Origin of the sequence: Deinococcus metallilatus, from assembly GCF_004758605.1 — a bacterium.
Classification (GTDB): domain Bacteria; phylum Deinococcota; class Deinococci; order Deinococcales; family Deinococcaceae; genus Deinococcus; species Deinococcus metallilatus.
Genome location: NZ_CP038512.1, coordinates 1,000,001 through 1,012,940, shown reverse-complemented (window position 1 = coordinate 1,012,940; position 12,940 = coordinate 1,000,001). Strand labels below are relative to the sequence as shown.

Below are 12,940 nucleotides of genomic sequence, written 5' to 3'. Positions count from 1 at the left end.
GGTGAGTTCAGGACGGACTTCAGGACGCCCGGCCCCTCCAGCCCCGCGGCGAAACCCCATGAAATACTCCCCCCATGTCCACCCTCCGCGACCGCATCCGCCAGGAACTCCACGTGCAGCCCGAGATCGACCCAGGGGCCGAGGTCGAACGCCGGGTGTCCTTTCTGGTGAACTACCTCAGGAGCACGCCCGCGCGGGGCTTCGTGCTGGGCATCAGCGGCGGGCAGGACAGCACCCTGGCCGGGCGGCTGGCCCAGCTCGCCGCCGAACGGGTCCGGGCCGGGGGCGGCGACGCGGCCTTCCTCGCGGTGCGCCTCCCCTACGGCGTGCAGGCCGACGAGGCCGACGCGCAGACCGCCCTGGCCTTTATCCGGCCCGACCGGACGGTGACGGTGAACATCAAGGCCGCGGCGGACGCGAGCGCGGCAGCGGCAGCGGAGGCGCTGGGCACAGAACTGCGCGACTTCGTGCGCGGCAACATCAAGGCGCGCGAGCGGATGGTCGCGCAGTACGCCCTGGCCGGGCAGGAAAACATGCTGGTGGTGGGCACCGACCACGCGGCGGAGGCGCTGACCGGCTTTTTCACCAAGTACGGCGACGGCGGCGTGGACCTGACGCCCCTCACCGGCCTGACCAAGCGGCAGGGCGCGCAGCTCCTCGCGTTCCTGGGCGCCCCGGAAAGCACCTGGCGCAAGGTGCCCACCGCCGACCTGGAAGACGACCGCCCCGGCCTCCCTGACGAGGCGGCGCTGGGCGTGACCTACCCGCAGATCGACGCCTATCTGGAGGGCCGCGACGTATCCCCGGAAGCGGCGGCGAGGCTGGAAAGGCTGTACCTCGCCACCCGGCACAAGCGGGCGCTGCCGATCACGCCTTTTGACGGGTGGCCCTTTGAGGAACAGACCTCACACGAAAGCGGGTCTAACGGTCAAAAGGTCTAACCGCTCGAAGCCTCGTCTTGCTCTGGCCTCTCTGGCCTCTCTGGCCGTTGGACCGTTCGACGGTTAGACGCTTCTTACCGCTTTTGCCGGAAATTTACCGGCGCTCAACGTTCGTTCCACTCCTTCTCCGCCTCGCGCTTGATGGGATTGTCGCGGGTAATGGCCGTCTCGACGCTCGCGCCCAGCACGCCCTGATTGTTGGTGCTCGGGCCGGGCAGGAGGCGGTTGGTGAGGGCCATCACGTCGGCGGTGAGCTGCGGGGCGAGGGCCTCTGCGTAACGGAGCATCAGCGCGGGGCCGCCGATCATCGCCTCGGCGTCACCGCGCCGCAGGGCGTTCACGATGCGGCGGGCGGCCTTGTCCGCATCCAACGATACGAATGGGAAATTGTCGAGGGTGGCAAACAGCGCGTATTCCTTCTTCTGCTGGCCCTTCACTTCCGCGTGGCGGGCACTGCCGGTCCGCATCAGCGAGGGGCAGACGGTGGTGACGCCCACGCCTTCGCGGGCGAATTCGGCGCGCAGGGCCTGGCCCAGCCCCGTCACCGCGAACTTGCTGAAGGAGTAGGGGGCGAGGTGGGGCACCGCCACCTTCCCGCCGATGGACGCGACGATCAGCACGCGGCCCCGCGCGGCGCGCAGCAGCGGCAGGGCGGCGCGGGTCAGGCCCAGGACAGCGAAGGCGTTCACCTCCATGATCTCGCGGAAGTCCTCCTCGGTCATGTTCTCCAGCGGTCCCACCTGGATCAGCCCCGCACTGTGCACCAGCACATCCAGGCCGCCGTACACGCGGGCGGTTTCCTCAACGGCCCGCAGGAGGTCGGCCTTCACGGTCACGTCACCGGTGACGGTGTGAACGGTGGCCCCTTCCGCCCGCAGGTCCGCCGCCGCGCGGGCCAGTTCGCCCTCGTCGCGGGCCAGCAGCATCACCCGCGCCCCGCGCGCGGTGAACTCGCGGGCGAGGGCCAGGCCCAGACCCCGCGAGCCACCCGAGATCAGCACGCTCTTGCCGCCCAGGTCATAGGGCGCTTTCAGGACACGCCGGGCCGCGAGGGCACTGAGGCCAGCCGCCAGCATCAGACGTTTCGGGAGTCGCATACCCTGAGTGTGCCTGTCCCGGCCGCCAGGAATCCTTAAAGTGAAGGCATGACCAACCCTTCACCGACCCTGTTCGAGCGCATCATCGCCCGCGAGCTGCCCGCCGACGTGGTGTACGAGGACGACCGTTACATTGCCATCCGCGACATCGCGCCCAAAGCGCCGATTCACCTGCTGGTCATCCCCAAAAAGGTCACCGCCCGCGTGGACGAGATCACCGATCCCATCGAGATGGGCGACCTGTGGCTGACCGCCGTGAAGGTGGCGCGGCAGCACGCGGGCGACTACCGGATGGTCGTGAACTGCGGGCCGGGCGGCGGGCAGTTGGTCTTCCACACCCACATCCACATCCTGGCGGGGTGGGACGGCAGCCCGGAGAGCGACGTCCAGTGAGCGGGCGGCCCTTTGACGCCGTCCTCTTCGATCTGGACGGCGTGCTGGTGGACAGCGAACTGCTGGGCAATACCGTCTGGGTCGAATTGCTGGCCGAACACGGGCTGACGCTGGACCGGGCCGCCTTCATGGCGCGGGCGGTGGGCGGCACGCACCGGGCGCTCTTCGACTGGCTGCGCGCCGAACACGGCTGGGAGCAGCCGGGGGACTTTCTGCCCGAACTGGACGCCCGGCTGGCCCGGGCCTTCACGGCCACCCCTGCCATCGAGGGCGCCGCGGATACCCTGCGCGCGCTGAGAGCGGCGGGCCTCCCCTTCGCCGTCGCCAGCAACAGCCTGCGCGAGAGGCTCCACCTGAAACTGGCGGCGGCGGGTCTGAGCGAACTGGTGGGCCAGCACGCCTACCATCCGGCAGATGTGGGAGGGCGGGGCAAGCCCCTGCCGGACCTGTACCTGCACGCGGCGGCGGCACTCGGCGTCTCCCCGGCCCGCTGCCTCGTCGTGGAAGACAGCGTGACGGGTTTGACGGCGGGGGTGGCGGCAGGCGCGACGGTGTGGGGCCTGCTGGCGGGCGGCCACGTCCACCCGGATGGGGCTCAGGCCTTGCTCGAAGCGGGGGCGGCGCGGGTGCTGGGCACGCATGCCGAACTGCGGGAGGCGCTGGGGGTGGGCGTGCCGGTGTGAGGGGCCTTGCCCCCCCCGCCCGCCGTAAGATGACCCATGACGGACACCGCTCCAAAGGCCATGAGCGAGGCCGAATATCTCCGCACCGAGCGCGAGAGTCCCTACAAGCGGGAATACGTGGGGGGGTTCGTGTACCCGCTGCATGCCCAGGCGGGGGCGAGCGGGGAACATACGCGGATCAGCATGAACATTGGCGGGCACCTCTACCCCGATGCCATGCGCCAGGGCTGCCGCCTCTACCAGTCCGACATGCAGCTCTACAGCCCCGGCAGCAAGAGTTACTTCTACCCGGACGTGATGCTGGTGTGCGGCGGCGAGCCACCCGACCGCTACTACGAAACCTCGCCCTGCCTCCTCGTGGAAGTTCTCTCGGGCAGCACGGCCCACAACGACCGGCGCACCAAGTACCAGACGTACACGGCGGTTCCCACCCTCCAGACCTACCTGATCGTCTCGCAGGACGAGCGGCATGTGGTGGAGTACCAGCGCACGGACGGGGGCTGGCAGATGCGCGAGCATCGCGGGGAGGGACAGGTGGAGGTGCCCTGCCTGGGACGCACCCTCACGCTGGACGAGATGTACCGGGGCGTGCTGTAAGAGAACGGCCTGTCATGCCATCGGCAATTCGACCATCCCGCCGGGCAGTTCCCCGTCGCCCTTCCCCTCCATCCGCGCGGTCACGGCCAGCCCGGTCGGTGTCTGCGCCAGGCCGCCTTCCGCCGTCTCGCGGAGTTCGGGGGGCATCATGCGGCCCACCGAGGCCATCGCGCCCAGCACCTCGTCGGGGGGGATAAAGGATTCGAGCTGCGCGAGGGCCAGTTGCGCCGCGCTGATGGCGTGAACGGCGTAGAAGGCGTTGCGGCTCACGCAGGGCACCTCCACGTAGCCGCCCACCGGATCGCACACCAGGCCGATGGTGTTCATCAGCGCGAGGGAGGCAGCATGGACACAGGCGCGTGGCGTGCCGCCCAGCAGTTCGGTGACGGCGGCGGCGGCCATCGCGGCGCTTGAGCCGATCTCGGCCTGGCAGCCGCCCGCCGCGCCGGAGATGAACATGCGCTTGCTGATCGCCTTGCCCACCCCGGCGGCCAGAATCAGCGGGTCCACCAGCCGCTCGTCGGGAATCCCCAGGTGGTCGGCCACGCCGATCAGGGCGCCGGGAATGGTGCCCGCGCTGCCCGCCGTCGGCGCGGCGACGATGCGGCCCATCCGGGCGTTCTCCTCGTTCACGGCCATCGCGTAGGCCTGCACGCGCCTCAGCAGCGGGGCATTCAGCACGTCGGGCGCGTCCCACAGGCCCTTGGCGTTCCAGCCCACCATGCCGGTGATGCTTTTGGCGTCGCTCTTGAGGCCGCGTTCGATGCTGGCGCGCATCTCCCCGATACGGCGGGCCATCTCGGCGCGGATGTCTTCGGGGTTCAGCCCGGTTTCCTGGCAGTCCTGCGCCAGCACCCAGGCGGAGGCCGGAGCGGGGGCGTTCATCAGTTCTTCGAGGGTCATGGAGTCTCCTGCGGAGGGTCTAACTGTCTAACGGTCTGACTGTCTAAAGGCAAAAGCTGCGGTCCGGCGGGGAGACGGTTTGACCGTCAGACCTTGAGACAGCGGCGCCAGCCGCTACCCATCCATCAACTTGGGCAGCAGCCGCACCCAGTTGGTATCGGGCCAGTGGTTGAAAAAGGCGAGGGCCTGTTCGCTGAGGGGCGCGTCGAGTTCGATGGCGAGGAGGGCCTGGCCGCCGCGGTTCTCGCGGGTGCAGGTGAGGGCGGCGATGTTCACGCCGTCGGCGGCGATGGTGGTGGCGATGCGGGCGATCATGCCCACCGCGTCGGTGTAGCGGAGGAGGACGGTGGGGCTGGCGCCGCTGAAGTTCACGCCCAGACCCTGCACCTGGGTCACCTGGATCACGCCGCCCCCTGTCGAGCTGCCCTGCACGGTCACGTGTTGTGTGTCGCCGTGCAGATCGATATGGGCGGTGTTGGGGTGAACGTCCCCCAGGTCCACGTCCTTGAATTCGACGCTCAGGCCCGCCGCCTGGGCCTCCTCGAAGGCGTGAGGCAGGCGGGGGTCGTCGGGAGAAAAGCCCAGCAGGCCCGCCACCAGCGCGAGGTGGGTACCGTGGCCCCGCCCCGTCTTGGCGAAGGAGGCGTGCAGGCCGATCACCGCGCGGCGCGGGGCTTCCCCGAGCAGGTGGTGGGCGACCAGACCCAGGCGGCAGGCGCCCGCCGTGTGGCTGCTGCTCGGCCCGATCATCACGGGGCCGATCATGTCGAGCAGGGACATGAAATCAGTATAGATAACTCCATCTGGGCGTGTCCGGGGCGGGAGGACGGCAACGCGGGAAGCAGGAAGGAGCCACGTATCTCCTCCCTTTCTGAAGGTCGGTGTCCTGGCCCTCTCACCTCTACGCTTGATGTGCCTTATAGGTCAGGCGAGCAGGGCGCGCGGAACCGTTTTTCTCGTCTGGCACGGAAGCGGGCTTCGCCCAACACCCCCCTCTGCAAACAGCTCTGCGAGGCCCAGCCTCAAGCGGTGCGAGCTGTACCGGTCCCCTGCAAGGGGCTGAGTGATGCACGCATGTCACTCATAAAAGAAGTAACACCGGTAAACACGGCGTTTTTCGCTCCTCCCCCCTTGCGGGGGAGGCTGGGAGGGGGGAACGCAAACGCCTTCCCGGCGCGACCCGAACGAAACAGCAACCCCAGCCTTTGCAGACATGAGAGACTTATCTGCATCACCCAGCCTGCAAGGGGGGAGGAAGAAAAAAGCCCATCTCAGACAGCAAGTTTCTGTTGCCCATCAAGCGTCTGGGGAGGAGGCTACTGTTCCCCTTCCTCGACCTCCTCCAGCCGCGTTTTTTCCTCGTGGGTCATGTCCGCGAGGGTGGCGCGCAGTTCTTCCAGCTCGGTTCGCTGGGGATCGCTGTCCAGGCCCGCCGGGTTCACCGTGCCGACGGAGTCCTGCTGGTCGGCGCCGGACACGTCCAACTGGCTGGTTTGGGGCGTCTGGTCCTCGGCTTGTCGGTCCGTCATACCTGAGCTTGACGCGCGCTGCACTGCGGGAGGATGTGGGGAGGCCAAGGCCGCGTTCATCCGCTGACCCGGAGCTGTTGCGGCCACCCGGTATGCTCGGCCCATGCAGATCGAATCGCGGCTCCACGATCTCGGCCTGACCCTGCCACCGCCACTGCAAGCCCCGGGGGGAGCCGCGCTGCCGTTTGTGGCGGTGCGGATCGTGGGCGAGCGGGCGCTGCTCTCGGGACACGGGCCGCAGGCGCCGGACGGTTCCCTGGCCGGACCCTTCGGTAAGGTGGGGGCCGGGGTGAGTCCGGTGCAGGCGCGGGAGGCCGCACGGCTGGTGGCCCTGTCCATGCTGGGCAGCCTGAAGCGTGCGCTGGGCGACCTCGACCGGATCGCGGCCTGGGGCCGGGTCCACGGGATGGTCAATGCCGCGCCCGGCTTCACCGACCTTCCCGGGGTCATCCACGGCTTTTCCGAGCTGATCCTGGCGGTGTTCGGCCCCGAGGTCGGCCAGCATGCCCGGTCCGCCGTCGGCCTGGCCGAACTGCCCTGGAATATCCCGGTAGAGGTGGAGGCGGCGGTGCTGGTGCGGCAGGCTTAGGTCGGGCGGAACTCAGACCCGGGCATTCATCAAAACCCACGCACCGCCGCCCTCAGCGCCCGCCCACTCACGCCCGTTTGCCCGAGAGCCGCGCGGGCCAGGGGGGCACGGACGGCGTTCGGCGCGTGCGCGAACACCCTCAGCATGGTCCGGGCCAGCGTTCCCGCGTCCGTGTGGGGGGCCAGGAAGGCCCGCCACTCACGGGCAGGCAGCCGGAAAAAGGCCTCGAAGAAGGCAGGAAGCTGGTCACCCGGGAGCGCCAGCAGCGCGTCCACCCCCAGCAGGGCGACCTCGCGGGCCGCGCGGCGCTCCGGGGGCCAGAGGGCCGTCCACCCGGCCTGCACGGCGGCCCACGGGTCATGCCCGGCGAGAGCCCCTGCCACCGCCTCCGCGACCTCCGGCGCGTCTTGCAGGGCGCCCGCCACCTGAAAGCCGCTGACGGGGTGAACCAGCCCTGCCGCCGACCCGAACGCGAGGATGGGACCGGGGCAGGGCGCCGCCGCGTTCATGGGGAAGGCCACCCATTCCTCCCGCTCCACCTCGCGGGGGGGCGTCCCCTGCGCGGCGAGGCGGGCGTGCAGTCGCCGCTCCAGCAGGGCGCGGGGCAGACCCGGGCGGGCGATCAGGCTGGTTTCCTCCACCAGATAGCGGGAACCGCCCAGGTGCATGGCGTACAGAAAGGTAGGAGCGGCAGACACACCCGCAGGAGCGAGGTGGGACGCACGGTGGTCCATCCAGACCATCGCGCCGGGCGGGGCAGGCGGCCGATCAAAGTGCGCGACGATCCCGAAGGCCGTCTGGAGGGCCGCCCCGCCGGTATACCGGGGCCGGGACAGGCTCCCCACGTGTCCGCCCGCATCCACGACCACCGGGGCATACCAGGTTTCGCCGCCCGCACCGTGAACCTCCCACCCCTCCTCCAGCCGGGTTGCCCCGCGCACGGTGCCGACGGTCCAGGTCAGGCCGCTTCCGGCGCGGGCGAGCAGTGTCTCCAGCAGCCGGGCATTGTCCAGCAGGGCATACGGGCGCAGCAGCGGCGTGGGCCGCTCACCCGTGTACGCGCGCACGTCGGTCCACACGTCGGCCAGGCAGGTACGTGTCCAGGCGGGGAGTTCGTCCAGCCAGGCCCCGTAGGTGGCCGGGAAGGGCCGGGGCGGGTGGGGCGCGACCAGCCACACCCGCAACCCACACGCGGCGAGTTCGGCCGCCAGACCCAGACCCGCCGGGCCGCCGCCCACCACCAGGGCGTCCGTCGCTGGGGAGGCGGCAGGCATGCCGCGCAGGCTAGCGTGTGGGGGTGAACCGGGAGTGGAGGCATGCACACGGAAGGGAGAGTGGCGAGGGAGCAGCCGGAACGCGGCAAGCTCCGCACCCCTGTCGTCAAAGCGTGATGAGATCGGGCGTCAGGTGACAGACACGGTTGAACCAGTGCAACAGGCGACGCTCCGTTCCAGCAGAGTCCAGGCCCAGTTCGATACAGGCGGTGGCCGCATTGTTCAGTCGGAACGTGAGCGCCTCACCGCTCAGCGCAGGCAGGTCAAGCAGGTCGGAGGTGAGATACTGCGCGAAATCATGGTGGGTGATGAGGGCGATCACGTCTGCCTCGTCCGCAACTCTCCGCAGCCGGGCCGTCACGCTGGCCGCCCGTGCGGCAAAGCGCGCCTGTTCCCAGGGTTCGCAGCCTCCATCCCAGACCTGGCCGCAGAGGTCCTCCGGCCAGAGGAGCGCCGGGCAGTCCACCTGAAGTGAGGCGTGGTCGCGGCCCGCAACAGGGGTGAATCCTCCAGCCGGGCCGCTGTTCAGACCACCGCACTCGTAGGCTTCGGTGAGGCCGCGCGCCTTCAGCCCCAGCGCCTGGGCGAGTGGCGCGGCCGTCTGCACCGCGCGGATCGTGAGGCTGGTGTAGAGATGCGTGATTCGCTGACAGAAGTCGTCCCGGGTGGCCCAGTCCGCCAGCCGGAGCGCCTGCTGATGGCCTCGCTCCGTGAGGGGTGGATCGGCCAACCTTCCCTGAAGGTAGTCCGGTGCTCCTGTCAGGTGATTGTTCCTGGATTGTCCGTGGCGGATCAGGAGCAGACGCATCCGGGCAAGCTAACACGCTTGAAAGCCGGACGAAAGTCTGAGTATTCATGACCAGATCGGCATTTTCCGGTCCCAGTTTGACCTCCAGCCGGAACAGCCCTGGGGCAACTTGCGTCAGGGACGACCAAATGCTCAAGGGAGGTGGCGGTTATGCGTGCATAGCTGGATGCCAGGGAAAGCCGCTATGCATTCCAGAGCCACCGACTCTGACGGCCTTTTTCCGCTCAAATGAATTTCGTCCGGCTTTCAAAACACGCGGCTCAAGGGACTCGGCCCGCCCGCTTCCCTTTTGCCTGTGCGCCCCACCCCTCACCCCGCAAGGTCAAGGCCGCCTCAAGCCCGAGTGTGCCCCTTGCACGCCGGGCCACCACACGGCGCCGCTAGCCTGCGCGCATGTCCCGTTCCCCCTTCTCCGGTCGCACCTTTCCTCTCAAGCTGGGTCTGCTCGGCCTGGGCATGCTGGCCCTGGGCGTGTCCCTGACCGCCTGCTCGGCCGCGGGCGCGCAGGATACCCTGAACCGCGCCATCAGCACCCGGGGGCTGAAGGTCGTCACCGATCAGCGGTACGGGCCCTATGACCGCAACCTGCTCGACGTGTACGCCCCGACAGACGCCACAAACGCCCCGGTCGTGCTGTTCGTCCACGGCGGCTCCTGGCAGGGCGGCGACAAGGCCGGGCACAAGTTCGTCGGGGAGAGCCTGGCGCGGGCGGGGTACGTGACGGGCGTGATGAATTACCGCCTGGCGCCGCAGAACCGCTACCCGACCTACGTGCAGGACACCGCCGCCGCCCTGAAGTGGCTGCGCGACCACGCGAAGAGCTTCGGCGGAAACCCCGACGACCTGTTCGTGGTGGGACACTCGGCGGGCGCCTTCAACGCGGTGGAGGCGGTGGACAACGAACGCTGGCTGCGCGAGGCGGGCGTGCCGATCAGTGCCGTGCGCGGCGTGATCGGCATCGCGGGGCCGTACTCCTACGATTTCCGGCAGTACCCCAGCCGCGTCGCCTTTCCCGAGGGCAGCACCCCCGACGAGGTGATGCCTGACCGCCACGTCCGCCGGGACGCGCCCCCGCACCTGCTGCTGGTCGCCGCCAACGACACCACCGTTCACCCGCAGAACGCCCTGAATATGGAAGCGGCACTGAAAGCTGCCGGAGTGCCGGTCACCCGCACGGTGCTGCCGCGCGTCAACCACATCACGATTGCCGCCGCCCTCGCCCGGCCCCTGACATTCCTGGGGGGGACTCGGCAACAGGTGATCGACTTTATCGAGGCGCACCGGCTGAAGTGAGCGGGGCGCTTTAGAGGCTGGGTTGAAGGCAATCCAAATTGAAGGAACTCGCTCTGCCAAGGTCAGAATGAGTGGGTGACACGGTGCGCTTATCCCAGCGATGTGGACGACGCTACCTACCACTTCCTGCTGCCCTATCTGGCGTTGGTTCCAGAGGACGCACCACAACGCAAATATCCGCTGCGAGAGGTTCTGAACGCGCTGTTGTGGCTGGGCCGCACAGGGGCACAGTGGGATTATCTTCCCCATGACTTTCCACCCGAAGACATTGTTCGGGCACAAGCGAAGCGGTGGTTCGAGGCGCATTGCTTCGAAAACGCCGTGCATGATCTGCGGCTTCTGAGCCGGGTTCAGCAGCAACGCGGAGGGGAACCCTCCGCGATCATCATCGATAGCCGCACCCTGCAAAGCACCCCGGAGAGCGGACACCGTGCTGGTTTCGACGGTGCCAAGAAGCGTAAGGGGACCAAGGTGCATCTGGTAGTCGATACCCTGGGCCACCTCCTCACCTTGCTGACCTCGCCCGCTCACGAACAGGATCGCGCTCAGGTCGCAGAGCTGTGTCGAGAGGCACAGGAGATCACCGGGGGCATGCTGGAAGTGGCCTTCGTGGATCAGGGCTATACCGGCGAACAGACCCTGGAGGCCGCTCGGAAGAGCAACATCGAACTGGTGGTCGTGAAGCGTCTGGACGCTTCACGTGGCTTCGTCCTGCTCCCCAAACGCTGGGTGGTGGAGCGTTCGTTCGCCTGGTTATCCCGCTTTCGTCGCCTCGGACGTCACCTCGAACGCCTGTCCTCCACCCTGATCGGCTTTCATTTCCTCGCGGCCTGCGTTCTGCTCCTGGCAAAATCCAAGCCCTTTCTTGGATAGTCTCCTCCCCAGTCTCTAGCGCTGGAAACAACGCGGCGAAATCCTCGTCGGTGTACAGCACGCCCAGCTCGTCTCGGAGCTTGAGGTAGAGGTTGCCCTGCCGGAAGGCCGCACAGGCGATACGAGCTGTGTCTTCGGGAACGGGGCCGAGCGGGTCTGGACGTAGCATCGCTCAGTGTGCGCCTCGCCCGCCGACTTCGCCAACGGTATCAGGAAGCTGACGCACCCCCCTCCAGGGCGAGACGTTACTATTGTTCATGGACAATGCAGCTCCTGGCCCCCGTCGCTTATGTCTGCTGTTCACGAGTCTGGCCCTTCTGATCGGGTCCCAGGCTCCTGCCTCAGCCGGAGGTGCGGGCGCACCCCCCCCGCAGGCTGTCTCCGTCCCAGTCAACTCACTGGTGAGCGTGGGGACACATCGGCTGTATATCTCCTGCATGGGGAAGAGCCGTGGTAGTCCGACTGTCCTCCTGGACTCGGGCGCGGGGGGTGACAGCAGCGAGTGGGGCCAGGTGCAGGCAGGGGTCGCCCAGTTCACCCGTGTCTGTGCTTATGACCGTTCCGGCCTGGGCAAGAGCGAAGCGGGGCCACGCCCACGGACGACCCGAACTGTGGTTTCCGAACTGAGAGCCTTGCTCCGCAATGCCAAGGTTCCTGGTCCTTATATCTACGTGGGACATTCCATCTCGGGATTCACGGCCAGGCTCTTTGCTCAGCAGGCCCCGCAGGACGTGAAGGGCCTCGTGCTGGTGGATACCTCCAACCCTGACCAGTTCGACCGCGTCCTCCAGCTCGTCGGTCCGCAGAAAGAGGGCGAGGCGGCGATCATCGGTGCCCTGCGTGAGGAAGCCAGTATGGAAATGGTCCCCAAAGAGGGCTTGCTGCTCCGGCGGAGTGCCGATGAAGTACGTCCTCTGGGGCCGTTCGGGAAGATGCCGACCGTGGTCCTCGAACATGGGAAGGAACTTCTGCCGCCTGGAACGCCGATCAGCGCGGCCTTCCAGGCGCTGTGGCACCAATTGCAAGTGAAAAACGCGACGATCTCCAGCAATACTCAGCTCATCGTGGCAAAAAACAGTGGGCACTACATCCACAAGGAGCAGCCTGAGCTGGTGATTCAATCCATTCGGAAGGTTTATGACAGCGTTCGGGGGAATACCCTCCTGCCCGCCTGCGGCCAGCCTGAGGAAATGCTCGGTGGAGAGTGCATCAAGCTGCCCTAGAGGGGGGTGTGTCAGGGAAGCGATAAGGAGCTCGCGGGAGGAAATACGGTCATCTTCCGGGAGGCCTCTTCACCCTCGCCCCTTGCGCGAGACCCGTAGAGCTGCTGGCAGAGGGTCGGCGCGGAGCGCTGGGAAGAGGGGGTACGCGGGCGGGAAGTTCTGTTTTTCCCCCGCGCCCTACTTGCCGTTGGCGAAGTCGATAACAGGCGTGTTGTTGGCGGGCTGGGTCATCGGTCTAGTGCGTCAGCTATGCGTTTGAGGCATCCCCCGGACTTCGCTAACGGTATCCCTTCCCTGACACATCCCCGGGTGACCGCACCGGGAGCTGGGAGACAGGTGGCGGCCTTCACAGCGGCCGGAGGCCCCCCGGGGCGGCCCACTCCCCAGCCCGTGCCTGGGCAAGAGTGCTGCCAGGCGACCCGCCGACCACCCTGGGACCCCGGAAGAGGGCCGGAAGTGGGGCGAGCGAGAGTCCCAGATGTTCTAGGTCAGTTGCATATCTGCGCGGGCATGTAAGCCCTGCTGGACGGCGTCCCGTTCCCCGTCTCTCACCCGGTCCGCGGGGCGTAGTGCCTACGGTCCTGCCGGGTAACGAACCTCGAGACGGCGCAGCCGGAGCCGCACGGCTGCCTGGCTGTGACCCGTCTGATTCTTCACCTCCTCGACGATAGTCGCGCCGTCACGCAGCACCGCGCTGGCCACCCAGGTCAGGTCGCGCAGGCTGTACTTCCCGCGCG

15 protein-coding genes (1 of these 15 only partly in view) are annotated in these 12,940 nt (G+C 67.9%); 8 read left to right on the top strand and 7 right to left on the bottom strand.

Annotated features, from left to right (window positions below; genetic code table 11):
• The first annotated feature begins 74 nt into the window (after positions 1–74).
• Positions 75–941, top strand: a complete 867-nt coding sequence (gene nadE / locus E5F05_RS10825) for an ammonia-dependent NAD(+) synthetase (RefSeq protein WP_129118640.1) — start codon at positions 75–77, stop codon at positions 939–941.
• Between the two features lie 104 nt (positions 942–1,045).
• Here nadE and E5F05_RS10820 read toward each other — a convergent pair whose 3' ends face one another.
• Entirely contained in the window at positions 1,046–2,038 is a 993-nt protein-coding gene (locus E5F05_RS10820) for an SDR family NAD(P)-dependent oxidoreductase (RefSeq protein WP_129118639.1), read from the bottom strand.
• A 48-nt stretch (positions 2,039–2,086) separates the two neighbouring features.
• Here E5F05_RS10820 and E5F05_RS10815 point away from each other — a divergent pair, with 48 nt between their 5' ends.
• From E5F05_RS10815 to E5F05_RS10805, 3 genes are read left to right on the top strand one after another with little or no spacing between them, the layout of a single operon-like run.
• The gene (locus E5F05_RS10815; protein WP_129118638.1) at positions 2,087–2,431 is read left to right on the top strand and encodes a histidine triad nucleotide-binding protein; all 345 of its coding nucleotides are present in this window, start codon (positions 2,087–2,089) and stop codon (positions 2,429–2,431) included.
• Positions 2,428–3,114: an HAD family hydrolase gene (locus tag E5F05_RS10810; RefSeq protein WP_129118637.1), complete on the top strand. Its 687-nt coding sequence runs from the start codon at positions 2,428–2,430 to the stop codon at positions 3,112–3,114. The genes E5F05_RS10815 and E5F05_RS10810 overlap by 4 nt, the downstream gene beginning before the upstream one ends.
• Positions 3,115–3,150: 36 nt before the next feature.
• Positions 3,151–3,711 (top strand): Uma2 family endonuclease, encoded by a 561-nt coding sequence (locus E5F05_RS10805; protein ID WP_129118636.1) that lies wholly within the window; start codon positions 3,151–3,153, stop codon positions 3,709–3,711.
• A gap of 12 nt (positions 3,712–3,723) precedes the next feature.
• Here the strand turns inward: E5F05_RS10805 and sdaAA are convergent, their stop codons facing one another.
• The 3 genes from sdaAA to E5F05_RS10790 all read right to left on the bottom strand — a co-directional run bounded on the left by sdaAA (position 3,724) and on the right by E5F05_RS10790 (position 6,143).
• A complete protein-coding gene (gene sdaAA, locus E5F05_RS10800; RefSeq protein ID WP_129118635.1) occupies positions 3,724–4,614 on the bottom strand; it encodes an L-serine ammonia-lyase, iron-sulfur-dependent, subunit alpha in 891 nt (296 codons plus the stop codon).
• Positions 4,615–4,728: 114 nt separating this feature from the next.
• Positions 4,729–5,394, bottom strand: coding sequence for an L-serine ammonia-lyase, iron-sulfur-dependent subunit beta (gene sdaAB / locus E5F05_RS10795; RefSeq protein ID WP_129118634.1), 666 nt, complete (start codon positions 5,392–5,394; stop codon positions 4,729–4,731).
• A 536-nt stretch (positions 5,395–5,930) separates the two neighbouring features.
• A complete protein-coding gene (locus E5F05_RS10790; protein ID WP_129118633.1) occupies positions 5,931–6,143 on the bottom strand; it encodes a hypothetical protein in 213 nt (70 codons plus the stop codon).
• 103 nt (positions 6,144–6,246) lie between these two features.
• Between E5F05_RS10790 and E5F05_RS10785 the strand changes: the two genes are divergently transcribed.
• Positions 6,247–6,732, top strand: a complete 486-nt coding sequence (locus E5F05_RS10785; protein WP_129118632.1) for a RidA family protein — start codon at positions 6,247–6,249, stop codon at positions 6,730–6,732.
• A gap of 29 nt (positions 6,733–6,761) precedes the next feature.
• Here the strand turns inward: E5F05_RS10785 and E5F05_RS10780 are convergent, their stop codons facing one another.
• On the bottom strand, positions 6,762–8,006 hold the full coding sequence (locus tag E5F05_RS10780) for a lycopene cyclase family protein (protein WP_129118631.1): 1,245 nt from the start codon (positions 8,004–8,006) through the stop codon (positions 6,762–6,764).
• 106 nt (positions 8,007–8,112) lie between these two features.
• Positions 8,113–8,814, bottom strand: coding sequence for a histidine phosphatase family protein (locus E5F05_RS10775; protein ID WP_129118630.1), 702 nt, complete (start codon positions 8,812–8,814; stop codon positions 8,113–8,115).
• Positions 8,815–9,207: 393 nt separating this feature from the next.
• Between E5F05_RS10775 and E5F05_RS10770 the strand changes: the two genes are divergently transcribed.
• The 3 genes from E5F05_RS10770 (at position 9,208) to E5F05_RS10760 (ending at position 12,203) form a co-directional block, all read left to right on the top strand.
• Positions 9,208–10,107, top strand: a complete 900-nt coding sequence (locus E5F05_RS10770) for an alpha/beta hydrolase (RefSeq protein WP_129118629.1) — start codon at positions 9,208–9,210, stop codon at positions 10,105–10,107.
• 75 nt (positions 10,108–10,182) lie between these two features.
• A complete protein-coding gene (locus E5F05_RS10765; protein ID WP_129118628.1) occupies positions 10,183–10,980 on the top strand; it encodes an IS5 family transposase in 798 nt (265 codons plus the stop codon).
• A gap of 257 nt (positions 10,981–11,237) precedes the next feature.
• Positions 11,238–12,203 (top strand): alpha/beta fold hydrolase, encoded by a 966-nt coding sequence (locus tag E5F05_RS10760; RefSeq protein WP_129118627.1) that lies wholly within the window; start codon positions 11,238–11,240, stop codon positions 12,201–12,203.
• Between the two features lie 573 nt (positions 12,204–12,776).
• Here the strand turns inward: E5F05_RS10760 and E5F05_RS10755 are convergent.
• Positions 12,777–12,940: the 3' end of a hypothetical protein gene (locus tag E5F05_RS10755; protein ID WP_129118626.1), read on the bottom strand. 259 nt of this gene lie beyond the right edge of the window; only the last 164 of its 423 coding nucleotides appear in the window; its start codon lies beyond the right edge, outside the window; the stop codon is at positions 12,777–12,779.

Bases quoted from the DNA above. Each gene is read 5' to 3' on its own strand.
- E5F05_RS10815 (WP_129118638.1), top strand. From the start codon at position 2,087: ATGACCAACCCTTCACCGACCCTGTTCGAGCGCATCATCGCCCGCGAG.
- E5F05_RS10775 (WP_129118630.1), bottom strand. From the start codon at position 8,814: ATGCGTCTGCTCCTGATCCGCCACGGACAATCCAGGAACAATCACCTG.
- E5F05_RS10785 (WP_129118632.1), top strand. From the start codon at position 6,247: ATGCAGATCGAATCGCGGCTCCACGATCTCGGCCTGACCCTGCCACCG.
- sdaAB (WP_129118634.1), bottom strand. From the start codon at position 5,394: ATGTCCCTGCTCGACATGATCGGCCCCGTGATGATCGGGCCGAGCAGC.
- E5F05_RS10770 (WP_129118629.1), top strand. From the start codon at position 9,208: ATGTCCCGTTCCCCCTTCTCCGGTCGCACCTTTCCTCTCAAGCTGGGT.
- sdaAA (WP_129118635.1), bottom strand. From the start codon at position 4,614: ATGACCCTCGAAGAACTGATGAACGCCCCCGCTCCGGCCTCCGCCTGG.
- E5F05_RS10760 (WP_129118627.1), top strand. From the start codon at position 11,238: ATGGACAATGCAGCTCCTGGCCCCCGTCGCTTATGTCTGCTGTTCACG.
- E5F05_RS10790 (WP_129118633.1), bottom strand. From the start codon at position 6,143: ATGACGGACCGACAAGCCGAGGACCAGACGCCCCAAACCAGCCAGTTG.
- E5F05_RS10820 (WP_129118639.1), bottom strand. From the start codon at position 2,038: ATGCGACTCCCGAAACGTCTGATGCTGGCGGCTGGCCTCAGTGCCCTC.
- E5F05_RS10780 (WP_129118631.1), bottom strand. From the start codon at position 8,006: ATGCCTGCCGCCTCCCCAGCGACGGACGCCCTGGTGGTGGGCGGCGGC.
- nadE (WP_129118640.1), top strand. From the start codon at position 75: ATGTCCACCCTCCGCGACCGCATCCGCCAGGAACTCCACGTGCAGCCC.
- E5F05_RS10805 (WP_129118636.1), top strand. From the start codon at position 3,151: ATGACGGACACCGCTCCAAAGGCCATGAGCGAGGCCGAATATCTCCGC.